25 protein-coding genes are annotated in these 24367 nt (G+C 68.3%); 16 read left to right on the forward strand and 9 right to left on the reverse strand.

The features are described from left to right. Nucleotides 1–19: 19 nt before the first annotated feature. Nucleotides 20–775, reverse strand: a complete 756-nt coding sequence (locus tag Q0938_RS09710) for an N-formylglutamate amidohydrolase (protein WP_299361483.1) — start codon at nt 773–775, stop codon at nt 20–22. Between the two features lie 120 nt (nt 776–895). Between Q0938_RS09710 and pyk the strand changes: the two genes are divergently transcribed. The 4 genes from pyk to rplT all read left to right on the forward strand — a co-directional run bounded on the left by pyk (nt 896) and on the right by rplT (nt 3304). Continuing rightward, nucleotides 896–2344 carry a pyruvate kinase gene (pyk, locus tag Q0938_RS09715; protein WP_299361486.1) on the forward strand — a complete coding sequence of 483 codons (1449 nt, stop codon included), beginning with the start codon at nt 896–898 and terminating at the stop codon, nt 2342–2344. 30 nt (nt 2345–2374) lie between these two features. Next, entirely contained in the window at nt 2375–2599 is a 225-nt protein-coding gene (locus Q0938_RS09720; protein ID WP_299361488.1) for a hypothetical protein, read from the forward strand. Between the two features lie 129 nt (nt 2600–2728). Further along, complete coding sequence (gene rpmI, locus Q0938_RS09725; RefSeq protein ID WP_299361491.1) at nt 2729–2929, forward strand: 50S ribosomal protein L35; 201 nt, start codon at nt 2729–2731, stop codon at nt 2927–2929. 15 nt (nt 2930–2944) lie between these two features. Continuing rightward, the gene (gene rplT / locus Q0938_RS09730; RefSeq protein WP_299361494.1) at nt 2945–3304 is read left to right on the forward strand and encodes a 50S ribosomal protein L20; all 360 of its coding nucleotides are present in this window, start codon (nt 2945–2947) and stop codon (nt 3302–3304) included. A 245-nt stretch (nt 3305–3549) separates the two neighbouring features. Here the strand turns inward: rplT and Q0938_RS09735 are convergent, their stop codons facing one another. Beyond that, a complete protein-coding gene (locus tag Q0938_RS09735) occupies nt 3550–4677 on the reverse strand; it encodes a zinc-dependent alcohol dehydrogenase family protein (RefSeq protein ID WP_299361496.1) in 1128 nt (375 codons plus the stop codon). A 193-nt stretch (nt 4678–4870) separates the two neighbouring features. Here Q0938_RS09735 and Q0938_RS09740 point away from each other — a divergent pair, with 193 nt between their 5' ends. From Q0938_RS09740 to Q0938_RS09795, 12 genes are all read left to right on the forward strand, one after another. Continuing rightward, nucleotides 4871–5995, forward strand: a complete 1125-nt coding sequence (locus Q0938_RS09740; RefSeq protein WP_299361498.1) for a cyclase family protein — start codon at nt 4871–4873, stop codon at nt 5993–5995. A 34-nt stretch (nt 5996–6029) separates the two neighbouring features. Next, nucleotides 6030–7316 (forward strand): ABC transporter substrate-binding protein, encoded by a 1287-nt coding sequence (locus Q0938_RS09745; protein ID WP_299361501.1) that lies wholly within the window; start codon nt 6030–6032, stop codon nt 7314–7316. A gap of 65 nt (nt 7317–7381) precedes the next feature. Further along, the gene (locus tag Q0938_RS09750) at nt 7382–8287 is read left to right on the forward strand and encodes a branched-chain amino acid ABC transporter permease (RefSeq protein ID WP_299361504.1); all 906 of its coding nucleotides are present in this window, start codon (nt 7382–7384) and stop codon (nt 8285–8287) included. Nucleotides 8288–8303: 16 nt separating this feature from the next. Next, nucleotides 8304–9254 carry a branched-chain amino acid ABC transporter permease gene (locus tag Q0938_RS09755; protein WP_299361506.1) on the forward strand — a complete coding sequence of 317 codons (951 nt, stop codon included), beginning with the start codon at nt 8304–8306 and terminating at the stop codon, nt 9252–9254. Further along, entirely contained in the window at nt 9251–10003 is a 753-nt protein-coding gene (locus Q0938_RS09760; protein WP_299361508.1) for an ABC transporter ATP-binding protein, read from the forward strand. Before Q0938_RS09755 ends, Q0938_RS09760 begins: the two co-directional genes overlap by 4 nt. Next, a complete protein-coding gene (locus tag Q0938_RS09765; protein WP_299361511.1) occupies nt 10003–10680 on the forward strand; it encodes an ATP-binding cassette domain-containing protein in 678 nt (225 codons plus the stop codon). Before Q0938_RS09760 ends, Q0938_RS09765 begins: the two co-directional genes overlap by 1 nt. Then, complete coding sequence (locus Q0938_RS09770; protein ID WP_299361513.1) at nt 10680–12128, forward strand: aldehyde dehydrogenase family protein; 1449 nt, start codon at nt 10680–10682, stop codon at nt 12126–12128. Before Q0938_RS09765 ends, Q0938_RS09770 begins: the two co-directional genes overlap by 1 nt. 14 nt (nt 12129–12142) lie before the next feature. Then, on the forward strand, nt 12143–12892 hold the full coding sequence (locus tag Q0938_RS09775) for an SDR family oxidoreductase (RefSeq protein WP_299361515.1): 750 nt from the start codon (nt 12143–12145) through the stop codon (nt 12890–12892). Nucleotides 12893–12903: 11 nt separating this feature from the next. Beyond that, entirely contained in the window at nt 12904–13881 is a 978-nt protein-coding gene (locus Q0938_RS09780) for a glycosyltransferase family 9 protein (RefSeq protein WP_299361517.1), read from the forward strand. 31 nt (nt 13882–13912) lie between these two features. Then, nucleotides 13913–14365 carry a DUF6165 family protein gene (locus tag Q0938_RS09785; RefSeq protein ID WP_299361520.1) on the forward strand — a complete coding sequence of 151 codons (453 nt, stop codon included), beginning with the start codon at nt 13913–13915 and terminating at the stop codon, nt 14363–14365. A gap of 93 nt (nt 14366–14458) precedes the next feature. Beyond that, nucleotides 14459–15628: a nucleotide sugar dehydrogenase gene (locus tag Q0938_RS09790; RefSeq protein WP_299361522.1), complete on the forward strand. Its 1170-nt coding sequence runs from the start codon at nt 14459–14461 to the stop codon at nt 15626–15628. Nucleotides 15629–15796: 168 nt separating this feature from the next. Continuing rightward, the gene (locus Q0938_RS09795) at nt 15797–16519 is read left to right on the forward strand and encodes a hypothetical protein (protein ID WP_299361524.1); all 723 of its coding nucleotides are present in this window, start codon (nt 15797–15799) and stop codon (nt 16517–16519) included. Between the two features lie 37 nt (nt 16520–16556). Here the strand turns inward: Q0938_RS09795 and Q0938_RS09800 are convergent, their stop codons facing one another. From Q0938_RS09800 to Q0938_RS09830, 7 genes are read right to left on the reverse strand one after another with little or no spacing between them, the layout of a single operon-like run. After that, nucleotides 16557–17615 (reverse strand): UDP-glucuronic acid decarboxylase family protein, encoded by a 1059-nt coding sequence (locus Q0938_RS09800; RefSeq protein WP_299361527.1) that lies wholly within the window; start codon nt 17613–17615, stop codon nt 16557–16559. After that, nucleotides 17612–18724, reverse strand: a complete 1113-nt coding sequence (locus Q0938_RS09805) for a glycosyltransferase (protein WP_299361529.1) — start codon at nt 18722–18724, stop codon at nt 17612–17614. Before Q0938_RS09805 ends, Q0938_RS09800 begins: the two co-directional genes overlap by 4 nt. Further along, nucleotides 18721–19803: a glycosyltransferase gene (locus tag Q0938_RS09810; RefSeq protein ID WP_299361532.1), complete on the reverse strand. Its 1083-nt coding sequence runs from the start codon at nt 19801–19803 to the stop codon at nt 18721–18723. Before Q0938_RS09810 ends, Q0938_RS09805 begins: the two co-directional genes overlap by 4 nt. Then, nucleotides 19800–20912 carry a glycosyltransferase gene (locus Q0938_RS09815; RefSeq protein ID WP_299361534.1) on the reverse strand — a complete coding sequence of 371 codons (1113 nt, stop codon included), beginning with the start codon at nt 20910–20912 and terminating at the stop codon, nt 19800–19802. Before Q0938_RS09815 ends, Q0938_RS09810 begins: the two co-directional genes overlap by 4 nt. Before the next feature lie 10 nt (nt 20913–20922). Then, nucleotides 20923–22014: a glycosyltransferase family 4 protein gene (locus Q0938_RS09820; protein WP_299361537.1), complete on the reverse strand. Its 1092-nt coding sequence runs from the start codon at nt 22012–22014 to the stop codon at nt 20923–20925. Beyond that, nucleotides 22011–23126 (reverse strand): SDR family NAD(P)-dependent oxidoreductase, encoded by a 1116-nt coding sequence (locus Q0938_RS09825; protein ID WP_299361539.1) that lies wholly within the window; start codon nt 23124–23126, stop codon nt 22011–22013. The genes Q0938_RS09820 and Q0938_RS09825 overlap by 4 nt, the downstream gene beginning before the upstream one ends. Continuing rightward, nucleotides 23123–24238 (reverse strand): NAD-dependent epimerase/dehydratase family protein, encoded by a 1116-nt coding sequence (locus Q0938_RS09830; RefSeq protein ID WP_299361542.1) that lies wholly within the window; start codon nt 24236–24238, stop codon nt 23123–23125. Before Q0938_RS09830 ends, Q0938_RS09825 begins: the two co-directional genes overlap by 4 nt. Between the last annotated feature and the right edge of the window lie 129 nt (nt 24239–24367).

Genomic DNA, 24367 nt, shown 5'->3' on the forward strand with positions numbered 1-24367 from the left:
CTGCCGGACGGGATCTCGCCTACGCGCCGCTGTCCTGCAGCACCCGGTTCATCAGCGGCGCCAGCCGGTCGGCCCAGACCTGCTGGCCCGCATCGTCCCGGATCAGGTCGTTCCTGACCTCGATCAGCAGGTTCGGGCGTCCGTGTGCCAGGGCGTGTCGGTCGATCGAGTCCCCGTCCAGATGGCCGGCATAGGGCTGATTGTCGCCGGTGACCCAGCCCTGGTCGCGGCAGGCCTGTACCATCGCCGGTCCCAGCCGCTCGTCCCGATGCGAGTAGAGGATGCCGACGGCCCAGGGCCGCGACGACCGGCCGCGCAGCCGCGGGGTAAAGCTGTGAACGGCACAGATCGCCCGGTGCGGATGGGTGGCGGCTATCCCGGCCAGAGCGGTGTGGTAGGGGCGATACAGGTCCCGCAGGCGCCGCTCGCGTTCGGCGCCGTCGGCGTGCCGGTTGGCCGGGATGACCGTCCCGTCATACAGGCGCATCAGCAGGGTGGGATCATCCTCTCCGCGGTTGGGATCGATCACCAGCCGCGAGAAATGCGACAGGATCGCCGGTGCGTCCAGCTGCTCGGCGAGCGCCAGGGCCAGGCCCGCCGCGCCCACGTCATAGGCGATATGGCGGTCCATGTCGGCCTGCGCGATGCCCAGATCGCCGCCGTTCACCCAGGACGGAACATGATTGCTGGCGTGATCGCAGGTGATCAGCCAGCGTGACGGGCGATCCGCACCGACGACGCGGAACGGCACGGCGTTAACCAGATGTTCGTTCATATTTCCGATATAGAAGCTGTAATTTCCGCGCGCCAGTTGCCGCACACAGCCCGTTGGGACATACAGTTAACGCAAACAGCGACCCGGAAGCGGGCGGGCGACGTGGCAAGGGATACGGGCATGAGACGGCATCGGAACGTGAAGATCGTGGCGACACTGGGCCCGGCATCGACGGACGAGGCGACGATACGCGCCCTGTTCGAGGCCGGCGCGGACGTGTTCCGCATGAACATGAGCCATGGCAGCCAGGCGGACCACCTGTCCCGGCTGGAGATCGTTCGCAGGATCGAGGCCGAGACCGGGCGGCCCATCGCGGTGCTGGCGGACCTGCAGGGACCGAAGCTGCGCGTCGGCACCTTCGCCGAGGGGTCGGTCGATCTGGTCGAAGGGCAGACGTTCCGCTTCGATCTGGACGACGTGCCGGGAACCGCCGAGCGGGTGCAACTGCCCCATCCCGAAATCTTCCAGGCGCTGGAGGTCGGGTCGCGGCTGCTGGTTAGCGATGGCAAGATCCGGTTGCGGGTGGATGAATGCGGACCCGATTTCGCCACCTGCACCGTGACGATCGGCGCCACCATCTCGGATCGCAAGGGCGTCAACGTGCCGGATGTGGTGCTGCCGCTGGCCGCGCTGTCCGAAAAGGACCGCGCCGACCTGGAATTCGCGTGCGAGGCCGGCGTCGACTGGCTGGCGCTGTCATTCGTGCAGCGTCCCGAGGACGTGATCGAGGCGCGGGCGCTGGCCCGCGGCCGGGCCGCGATCCTGTCCAAGATCGAGAAGCCCGCTGCGGTGCGGGCCTTTGCCGAGATCCTCAAGGTGTCGGACGGGATCATGGTCGCCCGCGGCGATCTGGGGGTGGAACTGCCGGTCCATTCGGTGCCGCCCATCCAGAAGCGTCTGGTTCGGGCCTGCCGGCAGGCCGCGACGCCGGTGATCGTTGCCACACAGATGCTGGAAAGCATGATCGACAGCCCGATGCCCACCCGGGCCGAGGTCAGCGACGTCGCGACCGCAATCTACGAGGGCGCGGACGCGGTCATGCTGTCGGCCGAGTCGGCCGCCGGCAAGTATCCGATCGAGGCGGTGCGCACGATGGATGCGGTCGCGCGGTCCGTCGAGTCCGATCCGGTCTATCGCGAGATCATCGAAAGCTCGCGCAGCACCACCAACCGCACCTCGGTCGCCGACAGCATCGCCGTTGCGGCCCGCGAGATCGCCGAGACGACCGATATCGCCGCGATCTGCGCGTTCACGGAATCCGGCACGACGGTCCGGCTGGCGGCGCGGGAACGGCCCCGGGTCCCGATCGTCGCGATGTCGTCCGAACTGACGGTGCTGCGCCGGATGAACCTGATCTGGGGCACCCACTGCGTGCTGACCCCCCCGCTGGAGCGGTTCAAGCAGGCGGTGGTCAATGCCGCGCGGGCGGCCCGCGACTTCGAATTTGCCGATGCGTCGCGACAGATCGTCGTGATCGCCGGCGTTCCGTTCAAGACGGCGGGCACGACCAACATCCTGCGGGTGGCACCCTGCGATGAGCGGTTGATCTACAACACGGACCCGGAATAGACGCCGGGCACACGACACGGGTGACAGCACATGACCGACATTCTGATCCTTCTGGGTACCGCAGCGCTGGCGCTGGCCGTGATCCTCGCCATCGCCGCGCTGGCCCGGACCGAACCGCCGCGCGGTGCCGCGATCATGTTCGTGCTGGGCGTGGCCGCGATCCTCGCCGGCGCCTGGATCGATCCGACCCCGTTCCGCGTCCAGGACCTGGGCCTGGCGTGGCAGCGGCTGCTGGCCGGCGACATCCGGGTCTGACCGGGTAGCATCCCGGTCGCGCGCTTGCACCGGCGCGGGCGCCCGGCTATAGGGCGTGCTTCGATCCTCCGCGCGTCCGGCCGATACGGCATTGCCGAGTCGCGCGTTCACTCTGATCAGGAGATGAAAATGCCCAAGATGAAGACCAAGGCCGCGGCGAAGAAGCGGTTCTCGATGACGGCCAACGGCAAGGTCAAGGCCGGGCCGGCGGGCAAGCGGCACGGCATGATCAAGCGGTCGACCAAGTTCATCCGCGAGGTCACCGGGACGATGATCCTGTCCGATGCGGACGCGAAGATCGTCAAGAAATACATGCCCTATAACCGCTGATCGAGGAGCCGAGACATGTCCCGAGTGAAATCCGGCAAGGTCACCCACGCCCGCCACAAGAAGATCCTGGACGCGGCCAAAGGCTATTATGGCAACCGGTCGCGCAACTTCCGCACCGCCACCCAGGCTGTGGACAAGGCCAACCAGTACGCCACCCGCGACCGCAAGGTCCGCAAGCGCAACTTCCGCGCCCTGTGGATCCAGCGGATCAACGCAGCCGTGCGCGCCGCCGACGCCGAAATGACCTATTCGCGGTTCATCGCCGCGATGGCGAAAGCGGGGATCGAGGTTGATCGCAAGGTGCTGGCCGACCTCGCCGTGCACGAGCCCGAGGCGTTCAACGCGATCGTCGCCCAGGCCAAGGCCGCAGCCTGACATCGGCACGCCCGGTCAGGATTGCAGACGGACCCGCCACTGGCGGGTCCTTTTCGTTCGGGATGCGCCGACGGGAAAACCGAGGCAGAGCCGGTGCGGCGGCCCGGGACTTGATCGGCAGGAAGCCGTGCATCCACGCACTACGGCCGGGGCGACGTCGGCCACATCCCGCCCCGCTGCAGCCTTGCGCCGCTCGGTCGCCGCGGGCTTGTCGGACAGCGACCGGGATCCTTGCCCCGGGACGCTCAGCCGGGCAGGTCGATCACCTGGCGCAAGGCCACGCCGTCGTTCAGCTGGTCCATCGCCACGTTGATGTCGGCCAGGGGCATCCGCGCGCTGAGCATCCGTTCCACCGGCAGCAGCCCGCGCGCATACATCGCCAGCATCCGTGGCAGGTCGCGCTGGGGGACGCAGGACCCGATATACGACCCTTTCAGCGTGCGTTCCTCGGCCACCAGCTTCAGGGCGGACAGCGGCATCCGCTCGGACGGGTGCGGCAGACCCGCGGTGATCGTCATGCCGCCGCGGCGCGTCACGTCGAAGGCGGTTTCCAGCGCCTTGACCGACCCGGCGAGCTCAAAAGCGTAATCCACGCCGCCGCCGGTCAGGTCGCGCACCGCCTCGACGGTGGAGGCGTCGGCCGTGACGGTCTCGGTTGCCCCCATGTCGCGCGCCGCGTCCATCTTGGCCTCGAACGGGTCGATGGCGATGATCTGTCCGGCGCCCGCGGCGGCCGCACCCAGGATGGTCGACAGCCCCACGCCGCCCAAGCCGATCACCGCCACCTTGGCGCCGGGGCGCATCTGCGCGGTGTTGAAGACGGCACCCGCGCCGGTCAGCATGGCACAGGAAAACAGCGCCGCGATATGCGGCGGCACGTCCCCGTCGATCCTGACGATCGATGGCCGGGCGACCACGGCGTGGCTGGCAAAGGCCGAGATGCCGATGTGATGGTGGATCGGCTGCCCGTCCATGGACAGGCGGCGCTGGCCGGTCATCAGCTCGCCGATCCCGTGATGGCGCGCGGCGACCTCGCACAGCGCCGGGCGACCTTCGGCACAGGGCAGGCAGTGGCCGCAACCGGGCGCGAAGATGCAGACGACCTGATCCCCGGGTGCCAGATCGGTGACGCCTTCGCCCGTCTCGATGACGCGGGCTGCGGCCTCGTGGCCCAGCACCATTGGCAGCGGCCGGGGCCGCGTCCCGGTGATCACCGACAGGTCGGAATGACAGACCCCCGCGGCCTCCAGCTTGATCAGCACCTCGCCCGGCCCGGGCGGGTCCAGATCGACCTCGCGGACGTCCAGCGGCCGTTCGCGGGCGAAATCGCCCTGAACCTGGTCGCGCATCAGCACGGCGGCTGTGATCTTCATCGGCTCCTCCTGATCCATCCGGCGCACATGCTGCCGCATGTCTCGGGCCGGGTCTACGGCCTGTTGTGGCGGGGATGCAGGGGGTTGCACAAACTGCATTGCCGGATCGTCGATCGTTGGCCTAGTCTGCCGACACCGGGCCGGCGGGAGGCCAGCCCGCAATTACGAGTATCTCGTTCCGGGGAGGAGTTGCATGGATCTTTCAACACGATACGCGCTGGTGGGGCTGGCGATGCTGATCGCCGGACCCGCGGCGGCCCAGCAGACGGAGCCTGCCGCCGCAACGGGCAGCGAGCCGCCGGCCGCTGTCGCGAGCGATGCGGCGCCGGATCAGATGGACGCCGGGACGGCGACATCGGAGGCTGGTGACAGCACCGCCGCTGACAGTGCCACGGCTGACGCCGCAGGGGCAGAAGCAGGGGCATCGGCCGGCGCGCCCGAATGGGTCAAAACGCCTTGGGGCAGCGACGATCAGATCGGCTCGGCCAACCTGATGACTCCGGAAAGCGTCAAGGCGGCGGCCGAACTGGTCACCGAAGGAAAGGTCTACAGCCTGGGGCTGGTGATCGGTACTGACACGCCGGCCTTTCCGCCGCGGTCGCTGTCGCTCACCGTGCTGCAGCCCGGGCAGGCGGACAATTCGGGGCTGGGCGCGAACGCCTTCACCTATAACGACGACATCTTCATGGGCTGGCTCGGCATCGGGTCGCAGATCGACGGCCTGGGCCATGCGGGCATCGACCATCACTACTACAAGGGCCTGGCCGGGTCCGACTTTGCCAACCCCGCCGGCCTGACCGAACTGGGTCTGGACCACCTGAAAGGGCTGGTCGGTCGTGGCGTGGTGCTGGACATGGCCAAGCATTTCGGCGTCGACATGGTCGAGGAAGGCACCGCCTATACCGAAGAGGACATCAAGGCCGCGGCCGAGGCGCAGGGCGTCGAACTGCGCAAGGGCGATGTGGTGCTGTTCCATTCCAACTGGATGGAGCTGCTGGACGGCGACACGCCCGATCCGGCGCGGTTTGGCGCGGCGGAACCGGGCGTCGGCGTCAGCGGCGGCGAATACCTGGCCGAACTGGGTGTCATGGCGGTTGGCGCCGACACCTGGGGGATGGAGGCCGTCCCGGCCGAGACCGAGGGCGACGCGTTCCGGGTGCACCAGATCCTGCAGCCGGAAAACGGCATCTACATCCTTGAAAACATGGACACCCGCGAACTGGTGGCCGACGGGGTGAGCGAATTCCTGTTCGTTCTGGGCCAGACCCGCCTGAAGGGCGCCGTGCAGATGATGATCAATCCCATCGCGATCCGCTGAGCTGCCGATGAACATTTTTGGAAAGGACACGAGGATGAAGCATCTTCTTCTCGCCTCATTGGTCGCGGCGGTGCCGCTGACGACCTACGCACAGGACAAGCCGGCCGAGCTCAAGATCGGGGTGGCCACCTTCCTGACCGGCCCCGCCTCGGTCTTCGGGGTGCCGGCCCGGGCCGCGGCCGAGCAGATCGTGGAAGACATGAACGCGGATGGCGGCATCGGCGGCGTGCCGGTGCGGTTGAGCTTCATCGACGAGGGGGCTGGCGCCGAGGCGCTGACGACCGAATACCGCCGCCTGGTCGAAACCGAAAAGGTCGACGCGATGCTGGCGGCGATCTCCTCGGGCAGCTGCGTCACCCTGGCGCCGCTGGCCGAGGATCTGGAGGTGCTGAACCTCATGTGGGACTGCGGCACCCAGCAGATCTTCGAGCAGGACGAGTACAAATACGTCTTCCGCACTCAGGCGAACGCCACGCCGGAAATGCTGGCGACGGTGGCGTACCTGCTGAAGACCCGGCCCGACTTCAAGACGCTTGCAGTCGTGAACCAGGATTATGCCTGGGGCCGGGACAGCTGGGAGATCTTCTCGACTGCACTGAAGGCGATGAAGCCGGATGTGGAGATCGTGGGCGAGTTTTTCCCCAAGTTCGGCGCGGCCGACTTCTCGACCGAGATCTCGCGGCTGCAGGCGCTGCAGCCCGACGTGATCCTGTCGACCTCCTGGGGCGGCGACCTGGACACCTTCGTGCAGCAGGCGGCACAGCGCGGCCTGATGAACACCTCGCTGTTCGTGCTGCCGCTCGCCGAAAGCTCGCTGGAACGGCTGGGGTCCACGTTGCCGGCCGGCCATATCGTCGGGGCGCGCGGCGACCACTACTTCCTGCATCCGGAGTTCCGCGACGATCCGGAACTCAAGGCGTTCGTCGAGGAGTTCCGCGAAAAGACCGGGGCGTACCCGATCTACTCGGTATTCCACATGGTTCAGGCGCTTGCCGCGCTGGAGGCCGCCTATGACAAGGCGATCGAGGCGAATGGCGGTGCCTGGCCATCCGAGGACCAGCTCGTGGCCGCCTTCGAAGGGTTGGAGTTCCAGGGCTACGGCCGTCCGGTCACCATCCGCGAGGACAACCAGGGGATCGAGGCGCAGTTGCTGGGAACCACGGTGCAGGGGGGTGAATATCCCTTTGCCACGATGGAAAACGTCATGATCTTCGATGGCGCCGGCATCACCACCCCGATCGGCGAGGAATCGGTGGAGTGGGTCGGCGGCCTGGGCCCCGACTTCGTCGAGTCGGTCAAGGTCGACACCTTCGAGAACTGACCCGAGGCTGCGCGGCCGGGCGACAGTCCCGGCCGCGCAGCACCCTGACCTGATCGGACATCCCCATGAATTTCGTGACCGTGCTGCTCGCCACCTTCGACGGCATCGCCTATGCCGCGCTGGTGTTCATCGTGGCAGTCGGGCTGACGTTGATCTTTGGCGTGATGCGGATCGTCAATGTGGCGCACGGGTCGCTCTATGCCATCGGCGCCTATCTGACCGCGTCCCTGACCGCGGCGATCCTCGCGGCGGGGCTGCCACCGTATCTCGGCTTTCCCGTCATGCTGGTGGCGGCGGTGGTGATCGGCGTGGTGATCGGCGGCCCGATGGAATGGCTGCTGCTGCGCCGCATCTACGACAAGCCCGAGGTGCTGCAGCTTCTGGTCACCTTTGCCGTGTTCATGATCCTGGAGGACGTGCAGCGGCTGGTATGGGGCACCCAGCCCTATTTCCAGTCGGCGGCGCTGCAATCGCTGGGCATGGTGCAGGTGTTCGGCGTGAACTACACCGTCTATCAGCTGATCGTGCTACCCCTGGCGGCGATCGTGCTGCTGGTCGGGCTGCGCTATTTCCTGCGCCGCACCCTTGTCGGGAAACTGATCCTTGCCACGACCGAGGACCGCGAGGCCGCGCAGGCGATCGGCATCAACGCCGACCGGGTGTTTCTGCTGACCTTCGTGGTGGGCGCCGCGCTGGCCGGTCTGGGCGGCGCCCTGGCGCAGCCGACGACATCCGTCCTGCCGGGCATCGGCGCCGACATGATCGTGCTGTCCTTCGCCGTGGTGGCGACCGCCGGGCTGGGCCAGATCGAGGGCGCCGCCGTGGCGGCGCTGCTGATCGGGCTCGGTCGCAGCTTTGCGGTCTATCTGTGGCCCGAGGCGGCGGTGCTGGTCCCATATATCATCATGGTGCTGGTCCTGATGGTCAGACCCGAAGGGCTGTTCGGCAGCCCCGCGGCACGCAAGATCTGACCGGAGGTTCACGGCAATGACACGACTCCTGCCCGCTCTGCTGGTCCTGGCCATCGCTGCCGTGCCCTGGCTGATGCCGAACCTGCAGGTACTGCTCACGCTGGCGCTGGCAAAGGGCATCGCGGTGATGGGGGTCACGGTCCTGTTGCGGGCCGGGCAGGTATCGTTCGGGCACGCGCTGTTCTTTGCGGTGTCCGCCTATGCCGCCGCCTTCCTGATCGCGGCCTGGCCCGGTGCGGACCTCATCCTGGTCCTGGTGGCCGGCGTCGCCGGGGCACTGGTCGCGGGGCTGCTGGTGGGCCTGTTCGTGGTCCGCTATCGCGGCATCTTCTTTTCGATGCTCAATCTCGCTTTCTCGATGATCTTCTGGTCGTTCCTGGAAAAGTTCTATCACCTGACCGGCGGCGCCGATGGCAAGCGCATCCGGCGCCCGCCCGTGCTGGGCGCCGACATCGGGCGAAGCGATTTCGAGCTGCTGCTGTTCTACATCACCCTCGGACTTGCCCTGGCGCTCGCCTGGTTCACCCTGCGCTGGCTCGGCTCGCCGCGCGGCCACCTGTTCCGCACCATCAAGACCAACGAGACCCGGCTGCAGTATCTGGGCATGTCGCCGCGGCACGTGATGCTGTCGGGCTATGTTCTGTCGGCGGTGCTGTGCGGCGTCGGCGGCGTGCTGATGGGGCTGAGCCAGGGCGTGGTCACGCCGGACTTCGCCTGGTGGGTCCGCTCTGGCGAGATGGTGTTCATCGCCGTCCTGGGCGGGGCAGGGTCCGTGGCCGGGGCCCTGCTGGGTGCCATCGTCTACGAGATGGTGCGCATCTACGCCTCGGCCTTCGCGGGCGACATCTGGCAGATGCTGCTGGGCGGCTTCCTGTTGATCATCATCCTGTTCGCCCCGGGCGGGCTGGTCGGAATGTTCCACCGCTTCTTCCCGGGCAGGGCGCAGGACGGCGAGGACCGCACATGACCACCCCGCATCTCCTGGAAGCGCGCAATCTGGAAATCCGCTTTGGCGGGGTGGTCGCGGCCAATGACGTCTCGCTGCACGTCAATCGCGGCCAGAACATGGCCATCATCGGTCCGAACGGGGCGGGCAAGACCACCTTCCTGAACATCTGCACCGGCTGGCTGAAGCCGACCCGGGGACAGGTTCTGCTGGAGGGCCGGGACATCACCCGGCTGTCGCCGCGCGACATCGCCCGGCGCGGGGTGGCCCGCGCCTTTCAGATCCCGCAGCTGTTCACCGAGCATACCGCGCTCGAAAACCTTCTGATCGCGGTGGCGGCCCGGGATCGTCTGTCCAATCCCCTGCGCGATCTGCACCGCATCCCAGAACGGGCCGAAATGATGCACATGCTCGAGATGGTGAACTGCGCCGACGTCGCCCATCGACAGGTGGACGAACTGTCGGAAGGGCAGCGCAAGCTGATCGACATCGCGATCGCCCTGGCGCTGAAGCCGCGGCTGCTGCTGATGGACGAGCCGACCTCGGGCGTCGCCTCGTCCGAGAAATTCGCCGTTATGGATATCCTCGTCCGTGCGCTGCACGAGGCCCAGGTCACCAGCGTCTTCGTGGAACACGACATGGCCATCGTCGAACGCTATGCCGACGAGGTCGCCGTCTGGGCTGCCGGCGATGTCCGCCTGCGCGGCGCGCCGGCCGAGGTCCTGGCCCATCCCGACGTCATCCGTGACGTGATCGGCGAGGTGGTCTGATGCTGCGCTTCGACCGGCTCGACGCCGCCATCGGCAAGATCACGATCCTTCGCGGGCTGGATTTCAGCATCGACGCGGCCGAGACGGTGGCCCTGATCGGGCGGAACGGCGCCGGCAAGACCACGCTGCTGCGCACGGTGATGGGGTTCACCCGCACCACCGGACGCCTGCTGTTCGACGATCGCGACATCACCTCCGTCGAGCCCCCCCGCCGCCCGGCCCTGGGGATCGGCTATGCGCCTGAGGACAGGCGGCTGTTCTCGGCATTCACCGTCGGGGAAAATATCCTGCTGCCGGCCCAGGTGGCCGGCCTCGACGCGGCAGAGACGCAGCGGCGCCTCGACCGGGTCTACACGATCCTGCCGGAACTGCGGGACATGGCCGACCGGCCTGCCGGCAATGTCTCGGGCGGGCAGGGCAAGATGGTGGCGCTGGGTCGCGCGCTGATGCTGGGGACGCGGCTGCTGATGCTCGACGAACCGTTCCAGGGCCTCGCCCCCGCGCTGGCGGCGCGGTATGCCGAGGCCTTGCGGGCATTGCGCGACGCCGACCGCACGGTCACCCTGATCATCACCGAATCGAACCCTGCGCTGCTGCGCGGCTTTGCCAGCCGCACCCTGGTGATCGAGCGCGGCGAGGTCACCGAGGGGGCGCTGGAAGCTGAAAGGACGCACTGATGGCATCGAACATGCGGATCCCCGATCCCCTGAACCTGATCGGCGGACAGTGGGTACCGCCGCGTTCCGGGAAGACGCTGGAGGTGGTCTCGCCCATCGACGGCGAGGTCTTCACCCGGATCGCGGATTCGGGTGCCGAGGACATCGACGCCGCCGTTGCCGCCGCCCGCAGCGCCTTCGAGGAAGGCGAATGGTCGCGCCTGACCGCCGCCGAGCGGGGCCGCTTGCTGCTGCGCTTTTCGCAGGCGATCCTCGACAATGCCGAGGAACTGGCGCAACTGGAAACCCGCGACAACGGCAAGCCGATCGCCCAGTCGCGCGCGGACATGACGGTCACCGCCCGCTATTTCGAATTCTACGGCGGCGGCGCCGACAAGGTGCATGGCGACGTGATCCCGTTCCTGAACGGCTACAACGTGCAGATGACGCGCGAACCGCATGGCGTCACGGGCCACATCATTCCGTGGAACTACCCCGCCCAGATGTTCGGCCGGTCGGTGGCCGCGGCTCTGGCGATGGGCAATGCGGCGGTGATGAAACCGGCCGAGGATGCGTGCCTGTCGGTGCTGCGGCTGGGCGAGATCGCGAACGCGATCCTGCCACCCGGTGCCCTGAACATCGTGGCGGGTCGGGGCGAGGTGGCCGGCAAGGCGCTGTCGCAGCATCGCGGCATCGACTTCATCAGCTTCACCGGCTCTCCCGAGGTCGGGCAGATGATCCAGATCGAGGCGGCCAGGAACTTCATCGGCTGCACGCTGGAACTGGGCGGCAAGTCCCCGCAGATCGTCTTCGAGGACGCCGATCTGGACGCGGCGCTGCCGGTGCTGGCGAATGCCATCATCCAGAACGGCGGCCAGACCTGTTCGGCGGGCGCGCGGGTGCTGGTCCAGCGCAGCATCTACGACAGCCTGATGGCCCGGCTGAAGGAGCGGTTCGAGGCGGTCGAGGCCTCTCCGTCGGAGGAGGGTGCGATCCTGGGTCCGCTGATCTCGGCCCGGCAGAAGCGCCGGGTCGAAGGCTATATCGACAATGCCGACGCGCCGCTGGTCGCCCGCGGCCGGGTCGCGGAGCACGCCCCCAAGGGCGGCTACTATGTTGCACCGGCCCTGTTCGGTCCGGTCGCGCCGGACGCCCGAATCGCGCAGGAAGAGGTGTTCGGTCCGGTTCTTGTGGCGATCCCCTTCGACACCGAGGCCGAGGCGATCCGGATCGCCAACGGCACCGAGTACGGCCTCGTCGCCGGGATCTGGACCCGCGACGGTGGCCGCCAGCACCGGGTCGCCAAGGCGATGCGCTGCGGGCAGGTGTTCGTGAACGGCTATGGCGCAGGGGGCGGGGTCGAACTGCCCTTTGGCGGGATCCGCAAATCCGGCCACGGCCGCGAGAAGGGGTTCGAGGCGCTGTACGAGTTTTCCACGATCAAGACGATCGTGATCAATCACGGCTAAGGAAAGGACACGGAATGCGCTTGCAGGGGAAACGGAGCCTCGTCACCGGCGCCGCCTCGGGGTTCGGCAAGGGAATTGCAGAAGCCTTTGTCCGCGAGGGCGCCCGGGTGGCGATCGTCGACCTGAACGGCGATGGCGCGCGGCGGGTCGCCGACAGCCTGGGTGACGCGGCGATCGCCATCACCTGCGACGTATCCAGGCGCGAGGATATCGACCGTGCCGTGCAGGAAACCCGCGACGGTCTCGGCGGGCTCGACATCGTCGTGAACAACGCCGGCTGGACGAACCGCAACCAGCCCTTGCTGAACACCGACGAGGCGACGTTCCGCAAGATCTACGACATCAACGTCCTGTCGATCTTTCACATGACTCATGCCTGCGTGCCCTACTGGCGCGAGGCCGGGGGCGGGGTGATGATCAACATCGGCTCGACCGCTGGCATCCGGCCGCGCCCGGGGCTGACCTGGTACAACAGCTCCAAGGGCGCGGTGAACCTGATGACCCGCAGCCTGGCCGTCGAACTGGCGCCGGACGGCATCAGGGTCAACTGCATCGCCCCGGTCATGGGCAACACCGCCCTGCTGCAGGACTTCATGGGCGTCGAGGATACGCCGGAAAACCGCGCCCGTTTCGTGGCGACCATCCCGTTGGGGCGCATGTCCGAACCCCGCGACATCGCCAACGCGGCGCTGTACCTGGCCTCGGACGAGGCCGATTTCATCACCGGCGTCGTGCTGGAGGTGGATGGCGGTCGGACCATCTGACCGCCCGTCCGGTGTTCGACCCCTCCTCGATGACGGGCGCGACCGGCCGGACCTGGGGTAGTGATCCGCCAGCGCTGGGCGGCCCGTCACCCGTGGACAGCAAGGTTGATCCCTGGACCGCCGCGATGCGCCGGGGCGATTACGCCACGGCATGGTCCATCGCTGCGGCCGAACAGGCGCGTCGCGATCCCGCCCGGCGGGACGATCACGATCTGCCCTATCACCTGCGCTGGGTGTGGGACGGCCGTCCGTTCGACGGGGGCGACGTGCTGGTCCGGTGCTACCACGGCTTGGGCGACACGGTGCAGTTCGCCCGCTATCTGCCGCTGCTGCGCCAGCGTGCTGCCTCGGTGACGGTCGAGATGCAGCCGCGGCTGCTGCCGTTGTTCCGCGACCATCCGGGGATCGACCGGCTGGTCCCGTTCGACGTCGCCGCGCCCGTGCCCCCGCTCGACTGCGACCTCGAGATCATGGAGCTGGCCTTTGCCCTGCGGATCCCGCCCGACGCCGCGCCGCCGGTCCTGCCGCCGGTGCCACCGGCCCATCTGCCGCCCGGCTGCATCGCGCTGTGCTGGCGCGGGGGCGACTGGGATCCGGATCGGTCGATCCCCGAGCCGCTGATGAGGCCGCTGGCGCGCGGGCCGGCGGTCAGCCTGGTGGCGGCCCCGACCGAGCTGCCGGTGATCAATCCGCAGGGCTGTCCCATGGACATGATGCAGACCGCCGCGCTCATCTCGGGGGCGGCGCTGGTGATCACCGTCGACACCCTGGTCGCCCATCTGGCGGGGTCGCTGAACCGTCCGACCTGGCTGCTGGTCAAGCATGACCCGGATTGGCGCTGGCCGGTCGAGGGAATGCGCACTTCCTGGTACCCGTCGATGCGGGTGTTCCGTCAGGACCACCCCGGCGACTGGCCGGGGGTGATCGCCCGCGTCACCAACGCCCTGGACCGACAGGCCGGGGCGCCCCGGTCGCGGGCGCCGGCTTGACGTCGCGACGCGGAACGGGCCAGAGAAGGCCATGACTGCGCCCCGGCCTGCCACCGACCAGATGAACGCAACCCCATCGCGAGGCGGCAAGACCGCGATGCCGCTGGTGCCCGTGTCCTGGGGCGAACTGCTGGACAAGATCACGATCCTGCAGATCAAGGCCGACCGCATCCGCGAGCCGACGGCGCTCGCGAATGTCCGGCGCGAACTGCATCTGCTCGATCAGGTTGCAGAAAGGGTGCGTGGGACCCCCGGGCTTGCGCCGCTGGTGGCGCAGCTGCGGCTGGTCAACGAAAGCCTGTGGGACATCGAGGACGACATCAGGCGCAAGGAACTGCTCGGGTGTTTCGACCACAGCTTCGTCGCGCTGGCCCGCGCCGTCTATCAGACCAACGACGAACGCGCCGCCATCAAGCGGCGGATCAATATCCTGCTGGGGTCGGCGCTGGTCGAGGAAAAGCACCATCCCGTGCAGGCAGGTTGATCCTGATCGATGCAACTTGACCGGGCTTTGCGTTGACGCAAGCGCCCGAACATGCTGCTGCTCTGCCGTATTCAGAAAAACAGGATTGACGTGATGAAGATTGCAGTGGCCGGGCTTGGATATGTCGGTACCGCCAATGTCGTCCTTTTGGCGCAGAACCATCAGGTCACCGCGGTCGATCTGAACCCCGACCGCGTTGCGGCGATGGGGCGCCGGGAAAGCCCGATCGAGGACGCGCTGGCGACCGAGTATCTGGCGACCCGGGATCTGGACCTGCGGGCCACCACGGACGGCCCGTCCGCCTATGCCGATGCCGGGCTGGTGCTGATCGCCACGCCCACCGACTATGACCCGGTCAGCAACCGCTTCAACACCTCGTCGGTGGAGGCGGTAATCCGGCAGGTCCAGCAGGTGAACCCGCAGGCGCTGATCCTGATCCGGTCGACCATCCCGGTCGGATTCGTGGAGCGGATGCGCGCCGAGACCGGTTCGGACCTGATCCTGTTCGCGCCCGAATTCCTGCGCGAGGGGCAGGCGCTGGCCGACAGCCTGGCGCCATCGCGCGTCGTGGTGGGCGACCGGGGCCCCCGCGGCCGGCAGGTGGCGGACCTGCTGTTGCAGGGTGCCACCCGCAAGGATGCGCCCGTGCTGCTGACCGGGCCGACCGAGGCCGAAGCGATCAAGCTGTTCGCCAACACCTATCTCGCCATGCGGGTCGCTTTCTTCAACGAACTGGACAGCTATGCCGAGGCTCGCGGGCTGGTCACCCGGGAAATCATCGACGGGGTGTCGGGCGATCCGCGCATCGGTCGCCACTACAACAACCCCAGCTTCGGCTATGGCGGATACTGCCTGCCCAAGGACACCAAGCAGATGCTGGCCAACTATGACAAGGTGCCGCAGAACCTGATGGCGGCGATCGTCGACAGTAACCGGACCCGCAAGGATTTCGTTGCCGAACAGATCATCGCCCGCCAGCCCCGTGTGGTCGGGATCTATCGCCTGGCGATGAAGGCCGGGTCCGACAATTTCCGGCACAGTTCGATCCAGGGCGTGATGAAGCGGATCAAGGCCAAGGGGATCGAGTGCATCGTGTACGAACCGGCGCTCGAGAAGCCGGACTTCTTCCGCTCTCGCGTCGTCAACGACCTCGACGCCTTCAAGCGCGAGGCCGATGTGATCGTCTCCAACCGCCTCAGTTCCGATCTGTCGGACGTGGCGGACAAGGTCTACACGCGCGATCTCTCCGGGCGGGACGACTGACCCCCGAAACGGCTGACGTGCGATCGCCGACGGACGCCGACGTCACCGGGTCCTGTGATCTTCGGACCGCACCAGTGGCGTCCCGGTGGTTGGATGCGGTGACGAACCGCTCGCCTTCGACGTGAACCGTGCTAGGTTAACGGTCGTGACGGGCGCAGGGGGCGGCGCATGGCGATAACGGATGGAGAACCGGCAGGCTCGCACGAGCGGGCCGAGAACGATCTTGTGCTGTCGTTCCTCCGGGTGCGACAGGCGATCGGATTGCTGGGCTATTTCCTGCCGGCCGCGCTGCTCGGCTTCGGGATCGTGTTCGCCGATGGCATCCCGGCCAGCATGTCGGCGTCCTACTATTCGCCGATGCGCGAAATCTTCGTCGGGACCGTCTGCGCGATTGCCGTGTTCTTGTGGAGCTATGAGGGGTATCGGCCCCGCTCGGGCGAATGGATCAGCGACCTGGTCACGGCCCGCATTGCGTCCCTGGGGGCGCTGGCGGTTGCCTGGGTGCCGACGATGCCCGACATGCCAGTTGGCTGCACGCTGAGCCAGTGCGTGCTCGGGTTTTCGCTGGCAAGCACGATCCACTGGCTTGGCGCGGCCGTGTTCTTCGGTGCGCTGGCGGTATTCTGCCTGGTCCTGTTCGTCCGCGGACCGGCCACGACCGAGGAAAAGACGGCCAGCAACACTATCTACCGGATCTGCGGCTGGATCATCCTGGCGGCGATGGCGGGAATCGCGGTGGTCCTGTTTGCTCCCGATCCCGTCAAGCTGCGGCTGCTGCCGCTGCGACCGGTATTCTGGCTGGAGAGCGTGGCGACGGTCGCGTTCGCGACCTCGTGGCTGGTCAAGGGCGACGCGCTGCGCCCGATGGTGCGGGCGATGGCGCAAGACTGAGGGACGGCGCGGATTCGCGGGCGCATCCCCGCGCCCGTCAGGTCCGGCCTTGCCCCATTTCCGTGACACCCGCGCCGATCTCCTCCTCGAACCAGGCATAGGTCGCGGCCAGACCCTCGGGCAGCGACACGACCGGGTGCCAGCCCAGCAGCGACACGGCGCGGGTGATGTCCGGCTGGCGCCGGCGCGGATCGTCCACCGGCAGGGGGTGATGGACCACCCGCGCCCGCGACCCCGACAGGGCCAAGACTTGGTCTAGCAGCTCGTTCACCGTCATCTCGACCGGGTTGCCCAGGTTGACCGGCTCCATCCCCTCGAATTCCGCCTCCATCAGGGCCATCAGCCCCGCGACCAGATCCGAGACGTAGCAGAAGCTGCGGGTCTGGCTGCCGTCGCCATAGATCGTCAGTTCGTCGCCCCGCAGCGCCTGGCAGATCAGGTTCGACACCACGCGACCGTCTGCCGGGTCCATGTTCGGTCCGTAGGTGTTGAAGATGCGGGCCACCCGCACCTCGGCCCGGCCGGCGCGGGCGTAGTCGAAGGTCAGGCTTTCGGCCGCGCGCTTGCCTTCGTCGTAGCAGGCGCGGGGGCCCGTGCAGCTGACGCTGCCCCGGTAACCTTCGGCCTGCGGATGGATCTCCGGATCGCCATAGACCTCGGAGGTCGAGGTCAGCAGGAACCTTGCCCCGGCCGCCTCGGCCAGCCGCAGCAGATGGTTCGTGCCCACGACATTGGTCAGCATCGTGTGTTCGGGATCGCGCTGATACAGCGGCGGCGACGCCGCGCAGGCAAGATTGTAGACGCGGGCGATGCGTGGCGCGTCGCCCAGCAGGTCCGGCGGCAGCGGATTGACAATATCCCAATGCAGGAAATCGAACCTGGGATGCCCCTGCAGGGCATGCAGGTTGGATGGGCGGGCGGTCTGCATGTTGTCGATGCACAGGACCGCATCGCCCCGGTCCAGCAGCGCGCGGCACAGATGCGATCCGATGAAGCCTGCGCCGCCGGCAACGACCGTCAGGCGGCCGGTGTCCCGCGCCCGCCGATCCGTGTCCCGCCGTACCGGCAGCGGGGTGATCCGCCTTGACGTGGTCATCGCGCGTCTCCCCTTGCCAGTTGCCGGGCGCTTGCTTGTGCTGACGTGGCGCCCACCGAGGGCCGATCGGCGGCTTCGTGCAGGTAAGCCTCCAGCTCCGCGGCCCGGTGATCGGCGGAATGTGCCGCCTCGATCCGTGCGCGCGCGGCGCGGCCCATCGGCGCCGCGTCGCCATCCAGTGCCGCAAGGACATCATCGGCGGTATCGGCCAGAACGATCTCTCGCCCCGGCGCGAACAGCGTGTCGATCCCGTCCCAGCGGTCGGAGATGATCGGGGTGGCGCAGGCGGCCGCCTCGAACAGCCGGACCGACGGCGACCAGCCGGCGCGGATCATGTCGGCACGGGTAACGTTCAGGGTGAAGCGGCTGGCGGAATAGAACGCTGCGTGATCGGCGGGCGGGCAATGGTCGATCCGCTCGACATTCGCGGGCCAGCCGATGCTGGCCGGGTATTGCGGGCCGGCCACGACGAAGCGCAGGTCGGGTCTGCGCCGCGCCGGTTCCAGCAGCAGCCGGTCCAGCGTCTGCTGGCGGTCGTCGCTGTAGGTGCCCAGATAGGACAGATCCCAGCGCAGCGGCACGTCGCGTGGACCGTACAGGTCCAGATCGACCGAACAGTACAGCGCCCGTGCCGCAACCGCGCCAAAGCGCGCCTCGATCTGGCGCAGCGTCGGGCCGCCGGTGAATGACAGGTAAAGGTCGAAATGCGGGATCACGTCCGGCGACAGATACGCGAAATCGCCGCGCTCCAGCTTGGCCAGCGTCACCGGGGTGTCGATGTCGTAGAACGCGGTGGCGCCGCGGGCCCAGCCTTGCACGCGGCGGGCGACCTCGACGCCGTCGGGCACGTAGGAGCCGATCATGACCGCGTCGGCGGCCGCGATCTGCGGGCGCCAGCGCTCCAGATCCGCCAGGTCCGCATAGAAGGCCAGCCGGCACCAGTCGGGATCGACCAGATCGCGCTGGCTGGCGTACCAGGGCACGTCACGTTCGAGAAACAGCACCCCGTGGCCGCGGCGCGCGAAGGACTTGAGCAGCGCCCGAAACGTCGTCGCATGGCCGTTCCCCCAGGACGAGGACAGGCTGAGACCAAGCACCACCAGCTTCATGCCTGCACCCCGCGCGACTGGGCCCTGAACAGCGCATCGACCTGCGCGCCGCGCAGGGCATAGGTATGTTCCGTCTTGACCCGCGCCAGCGCGGCCTGGCCGATCGCCTGCGCGCGCTCCGGCGTCAGCGCCCCGAGGTGGTCGGCCACGTCCTGCCCGTCGCGCGCGACCAAGACCTCCTCGCCAGGGGTCAGGAACAGCTCGATCCCCTCCCACGCGTCGGTGATCAGGCAGGCGGCGGCCCCGGCGGCCTCGAACACGCGGGTCGCGGGCGAAAAGCCGACATGGGCCATGCTGTCCCGTGCGACGTTCAGAACCGCCAAGGGCGTGCTGTTGAAGGCGTTGTGTTCGGCGGTGTAGACATGCCCCAGATGCCGGACGTTGCCGGGCATCTGCTTCGTTTCCCAGCCATTGCCGCCGATCAGGAACTGCCGGTCCGCCAGCAGCGCCGCGGGCCTCAGGAAGAACTCTTCGACCCGCGCCTCGCGATCGGGCAGGCGATTGCCCAGGAACGCCAGATCGGCGGCAAAGCGGGGATCCGGCGGAACCGGATGGTGGGTGCTGGCGTCCAGCGCGTTGTAGACCGGCTCGCAGTGGCGGGCGCCGAATGCCGTGTAGGCCTCGACCACCGGCGGGCCGCCCCCGTAGGTCAGCACCATGTCCAGGTCCGGCAGGGCCTGACGGACCGGATGATCGGGCGCGCTGCGCATCTCGTCCAGCGTGGCCGCGGCGTCCACGTCCCAGAAGACCTTGAGCGCATCGGGACGGGCGCCGGCGATGGCGCCTTCCAGCAGCTCGCGGTCGAAGATCCCGACGCCGTTTGCCTTGACCACGATGTCCGCGTCCGCCGCCTCGGCCAGCACGCCCCGCATCGCCGCCTCGGTCGCCGGATAGACGACCGATCGGCACCAGTCGGGCGGGTCGATGTCGCGATGCTTCTGCCGGTCGAAGGCGTCGGGTTCGTAGAAGGTGATGTCATGGCCGCGCCGGGCCAGTTCGCCCAGGATGCCGCGGTAATAGGTGGCCGCGCCGTTCCAGTAGGACGACACCAGACTGGACCCGTAGAATGCGATCTTCATGCCGCCGACTCCTTGGTATCCTGCAGCCCCAGCGTTGCCGCGACCTGCAGGAGTTCCCTGGCGCGATGCGCGCAGGTGTGACGGGTGCGGACCGTATCCAGGCCGCTGGCGACCAGGGCTGCCCGCAGATCCGGATCGGCAGCAACGGCGCGCAGATGGGCCGTCATCTGCTCGCCGTCGGCGGCGAACAGGAAATCCTGCCCGGGCCGGAACAGGCCCTCGCTGTCCTGCCAGGGGGCCGACACCAGCGGGATGCCGCAGGCCAGCGCCTCGAACACCCGGATGGTGGGAATGCCGGGCAGCAGCGTCTTGTAGAACCGCCGCGGGACATGCACGGTGGCGAGATGCCGGGCGAAGATTTCGGGCGCAGCGGCATTCGGCGCCCAGCCGTGATAGCGCACGCCGTAGCGCTGCAGCGTGGCCAGCGCCTCGGTGGGATAGCGGACCCCGTGGATGTCCAGCGGCAGGCCGGCATCGCGGACCGGGCGGAACAGGAACTCCTCCAGCTCGACAGTCCGTTCGCCGTCCCCCCAGTTGCCGATCCAGACCAGCCCGTCGCGCCGGGGATCGTCGGCCGGGGGCCGGAACAGCCGCGTGTCGGCGGCCTCGTGCCAGACCCACACGCGGTCCCCCCAGCCCCAGCGGCGATAGACGCGGGCCAGCGTCTCGCCAAAGGCCAGCACGCCGTCGAAGCCGGACAGGTCGAAGGCGCGGATCGCATCCGGGTCGCTGACGGCACGGTGGTGGGTGTCATGGAACAGCAGCCTGAAGGTCGCGCCTGCACCGCGCGCCGCGCCCAGCCGGGCGGCCAAGCCGGGGTCGTTCCATTCGTGCACGATGACCAGATTCGCGTCCCCGGCCAGTTCCACGGGGTCGGCGTCGGGTTCGTAGACGTCGACCGTCAGTTCCGGGTAATGCGTCCGAAACGCCGTCAGCCCGGCCTCGCCGTGATCCCGCAGCAGGTTCTCCAGGCTCCACGACCCCTTCGGTTCCAGCGCACGGACGTCATGACCCAGCGCCGCCAGTTCCCGCAGGACGCCGCGCAGGAAATGCGCGTTCCCGTGGTTCCAGCAGGACTGCAGCGAGTGGGTGAAATAGGTGATCTTCATGGGGTTCCCGTCATGCCGCGCGGGTGCCGGCGGCGCGCGCATCGGCGTAGATCGCCGTCATCGCGGCGGCCATCGCGGCAGGCGTGTAGCGGGCAGCCCGAGCGCGCGCGGCCTGACCCCGGGCTTCGCGCGCTGCGGAATCGGCCAGCAGCCCGGTGATGGCCGCGGCAAATGCGTCCGGATCGTCCGGGTTCCCAAACAGCGCGGCACCGTCCCACAGTTCCCGGAAGGTGGCGATGTCCGACAGCACCAGCGGGCAGCCCGCCTGCGCCGCTTCCAGCACGGCCAGGCCGAACGGTTCGAACCGGGCGGCGCTGACGAAGACGGGGCGCCGCGCCAGCCAGCCGGCGAGATCGGCGGCCGGCAGCGGACCGGTCAGCCGCAAGTGTTCGGCCCTGACGACCGCACCATGCGGGGCCCGGGTTGCCCCGATCGCCACGAAGGGCGCGTCGATTCGCGCGGCCACCTGGTCCAGCACGGACGTGTTCTTGACCTCGTCCCACAGGCGGCCGGCCGTCAGCGCACCCGCAAGCGGCACCGCGTCCCGCGGCTGCGGCAGCGGCAGGGGCGTCCGGCCGTTGTGCACGGCAACCGGGCGGACGGGCAGGGCATAGCGGCGGGCGATCTCGTCGGCATAGGCGCGGGTGGGTGCGACGACGCGATCGGCGACGCGCAGGCCGCGCCCGACCAGCTCCGGCAACCAGCCCAGCGCCGGATCGACGGGCCCCTTGCCGGCGGCGTCCCACCATGTGCCCAGGCAGCCGTGGTTCATCGCCACCACGGGGGTGGCAAACCCGCCGCCCGCGGCCAGGGCGGGGGTGTTCAGATGCACCACCTCGGCGCCGATGTCGGCGGCCAGGCGGGCGACGGCGCGGCCAGCATCCAGCACCGGGCCGGGACCCTCGGCCAGCCAGTCCAGCGGCAGCCCGGTTTCGACCAGCCGCAGCCCCGGCACCCGAGCGGCCGCCGCGCGCTGGTCCGCGTCGGGCGAGGGCCCCAGCAGCGCCAGCGTGACCTGAACACCGTCGAGCGCGCCGGCGAGTTCCAGCGCATACTGCCAGACTCCGCCCACCGCGTCCGAGGTCATCAGCACCCGCGTCACGCCGACTGGGCCAGCCGGGGCCTGCGGTCGACCGGCAGGGCGATCCCGCCCTCGGCCGCGAGCCATTGCGCCAGACGCGCCACGCCGTCCTGCCAGGGAACCTTGGGCCCAAGCCCCAGCGCCGCGTCGGCCGCCCGGGTGTCGGCCACGAAATAGCGCTGGTCGCCGGCCCGCCAGTCGGCAAACCCGATATCCACGGGTCGGCCGATGATCTGGCCGACGAAATCCAGCAACTGCCGCAGGCTGACGGCGTTCTGCGGCCCGCCGCCCAGGTTGAACGCGCGCCCCGAAACGCTGTCGATGTGCCGCCAGGCGGCAAGATAGGTCTCGACAGCGTTCGAGACGTCCAGGATGTCCCTAACCTGACAGCCGTCGCCGAACAGGGTGATCGGCTGACCCTTCAGCGCCCGGATCAGGAAATGCGCGACCCAGCCCTGATCCTCGGTGCCCATCTGGCGCTGGCCATAGATGCAGCTCATCCGCAGCACGGCGGTGGGGATGTCGTAGCTGCGGGCATAGTCCAGCACGTACTGGTCGGCGGCCCCCTTGGAACAGCCATAGGGCGTGTGGAAATCCAGCGGACGGCTTTCCCCGATGCCATGCGCGCGCACCCGGGGATCGGTTGGGCGATAGGCGTCGCCTTCAAGGGCGAAGTCCAGATCGGCCAGATCCCCATAGACCTTGTTGGTCGAGGCAAGGATCAGCGGCGTGCGTCCGTCGCCGGTGCGCAGCGCCTCCAGCAGGTTGACGGTCCCGATCAGGTTCACGGCCAGGTCGGCCACCGGGTCCACGAGGCTGGTGGTCACGGCCACCTGCGCGGCCAGGTGGAACACCACCTTGGCACCCGACGCCGCGTCGGCCAGCCGGTCGGCATCGCGGATGTCGGCGTGCAGGTGCCGGATCAGGTCGCCGTGGCGGGTCTGCAGCCATGCCAGGTTGCGTTCAACGCCGGCCCGGCTCATCGCATCATAGACGATGACCTGGTGCCCGTCCCTCGCCAGCCGGTCGGCCAGGTTCGATCCGATGAACCCGGCGCCCCCGGTGACCAGCACCGGTCGCGGATCGGCCGCCGGGTCGGTGCGGTCCCCTGACGCTTGCCCGGTCCCGCTCACGCCACCAGACCCCGCTTGTCCAGCTCGGCCCGCGCCTGTTCGACGCGGTCGACCGCCGTCTGACTGGCCACCCAGTCGGCCAGTTCGGCAAGCCCAGCGCGGAAATCCGTCTGCGCGGCAAAGCCCAGCCGGTCGGCAGCCAGCGCGGTGTCGCAGAAGCAGTGCCGGATGTCGCCGATCCGGGCCTTGCCCACGATCTGCGGGTCCAGGTCGTTGCGCCCCATGGCCCGCCCCAGTTCGCGCGCGACTTCGGTCACCGACCGGTCATGACCCGACCCGATGTTGAACGTGCCGCCGGCTGCCTGCGGCAGCGACAGCGCCTCGGCGAAGGCCCGCGCCACGTCCGACACGTGGACGAAATCGCGGCGCTGCCCGCCATCCTCGAAGATCATGGGGGCCTGGCCGTTCAGATAGCGCGAGGCAAAGATCGCCAGCACCCCGGTATACGGGTTGGACAGCGCCTGTCCGGGTCCGAACACGTTGAACAACCGCAGGCAGACGCCTTCGATCCCGTAGGGCGCAGACATAATGTGCGTGGTGCGCTCCTGCACGAACTTGTTGAGCGCATAGATCGAGGCCAGGTTCGGGCGCTTCCATTCGGGGGTCGCGACCGGCGTGAGGGGACGGCCCTGTGCGTCGGTGGGGTCCCAGTTCTTGAGCCCGTCGCGAATGCCGACCCGCTCGGCATCCTCGACCAGGTTGCCGTCGGCGTCCTTGTACAGCCCCTCGCCATAGATCGACATCGAGGATGCGGTGACCACCCGCCGCACCGGATTGTCGATCAGCTTCTCGAACAGGACCGCGGTGCCCACGTCGTTGGTCGAGGTATAGCGCTCGACCTCGTACATCGATTGACCGACACCCACCTCGGCGGCCAGGTGGACGACGCTGTCGACGCCCTGCAGCGCGCGTGCCACCGCGTCGCCGTCGCGCACATCGGCGTGGATGAACTCGGCCTCCGCATTCAGGCTGTCGGGCCGCGTCGTCGCATCGCCATGGACCTGCGGGATCAGCGCGTCCAGCACCCGGACCTTGTGTCCGCGCCGCAGCAGCTCGTCCGTAACAAAGCGACCGATGAAGCCGGCGCCCCCGGTAATCAGAACCTGTTCCAATCGTCCCTCGAAATATAGTTGCGCCGTCGGCAGTTGTCACAGCAGTTCGGGTATGGTTTTAACCACTCATGTCCGCGCAGTTCCAGCCCCAGCTTCTTCTTCTTGATCTTTGCTGCGCAATCCGTGGCC

It is taken from the genome of uncultured Paracoccus sp., assembly GCF_947496875.1.
Classification (GTDB): domain Bacteria; phylum Pseudomonadota; class Alphaproteobacteria; order Rhodobacterales; family Rhodobacteraceae; genus Paracoccus.

Coding starts and splice junctions, on each gene's coding strand:
- Q0938_RS09710 (WP_299361483.1), bottom strand. CDS start 775: ATGAACGAACATCTGGTTAACGCCGTGCCGTTCCGCGTCGTCGGTGCG.
- pyk (WP_299361486.1), top strand. CDS start 896: ATGAGACGGCATCGGAACGTGAAGATCGTGGCGACACTGGGCCCGGCA.
- Q0938_RS09720 (WP_299361488.1), top strand. CDS start 2,375: ATGACCGACATTCTGATCCTTCTGGGTACCGCAGCGCTGGCGCTGGCC.
- rpmI (WP_299361491.1), top strand. CDS start 2,729: ATGCCCAAGATGAAGACCAAGGCCGCGGCGAAGAAGCGGTTCTCGATG.
- rplT (WP_299361494.1), top strand. CDS start 2,945: ATGTCCCGAGTGAAATCCGGCAAGGTCACCCACGCCCGCCACAAGAAG.
- Q0938_RS09735 (WP_299361496.1), bottom strand. CDS start 4,677: ATGAAGATCACAGCCGCCGTGCTGATGCGCGACCAGGTTCAGGGCGAT.
- Q0938_RS09740 (WP_299361498.1), top strand. CDS start 4,871: ATGGATCTTTCAACACGATACGCGCTGGTGGGGCTGGCGATGCTGATC.
- Q0938_RS09745 (WP_299361501.1), top strand. CDS start 6,030: ATGAAGCATCTTCTTCTCGCCTCATTGGTCGCGGCGGTGCCGCTGACG.
- Q0938_RS09750 (WP_299361504.1), top strand. CDS start 7,382: ATGAATTTCGTGACCGTGCTGCTCGCCACCTTCGACGGCATCGCCTAT.
- Q0938_RS09755 (WP_299361506.1), top strand. CDS start 8,304: ATGACACGACTCCTGCCCGCTCTGCTGGTCCTGGCCATCGCTGCCGTG.
- Q0938_RS09760 (WP_299361508.1), top strand. CDS start 9,251: ATGACCACCCCGCATCTCCTGGAAGCGCGCAATCTGGAAATCCGCTTT.
- Q0938_RS09765 (WP_299361511.1), top strand. CDS start 10,003: ATGCTGCGCTTCGACCGGCTCGACGCCGCCATCGGCAAGATCACGATC.
- Q0938_RS09770 (WP_299361513.1), top strand. CDS start 10,680: ATGGCATCGAACATGCGGATCCCCGATCCCCTGAACCTGATCGGCGGA.
- Q0938_RS09775 (WP_299361515.1), top strand. CDS start 12,143: ATGCGCTTGCAGGGGAAACGGAGCCTCGTCACCGGCGCCGCCTCGGGG.
- Q0938_RS09785 (WP_299361520.1), top strand. CDS start 13,913: ATGACTGCGCCCCGGCCTGCCACCGACCAGATGAACGCAACCCCATCG.
- Q0938_RS09790 (WP_299361522.1), top strand. CDS start 14,459: ATGAAGATTGCAGTGGCCGGGCTTGGATATGTCGGTACCGCCAATGTC.
- Q0938_RS09795 (WP_299361524.1), top strand. CDS start 15,797: ATGGCGATAACGGATGGAGAACCGGCAGGCTCGCACGAGCGGGCCGAG.
- Q0938_RS09800 (WP_299361527.1), bottom strand. CDS start 17,615: ATGACCACGTCAAGGCGGATCACCCCGCTGCCGGTACGGCGGGACACG.
- Q0938_RS09805 (WP_299361529.1), bottom strand. CDS start 18,724: ATGAAGCTGGTGGTGCTTGGTCTCAGCCTGTCCTCGTCCTGGGGGAAC.
- Q0938_RS09810 (WP_299361532.1), bottom strand. CDS start 19,803: ATGAAGATCGCATTCTACGGGTCCAGTCTGGTGTCGTCCTACTGGAAC.
- Q0938_RS09815 (WP_299361534.1), bottom strand. CDS start 20,912: ATGAAGATCACCTATTTCACCCACTCGCTGCAGTCCTGCTGGAACCAC.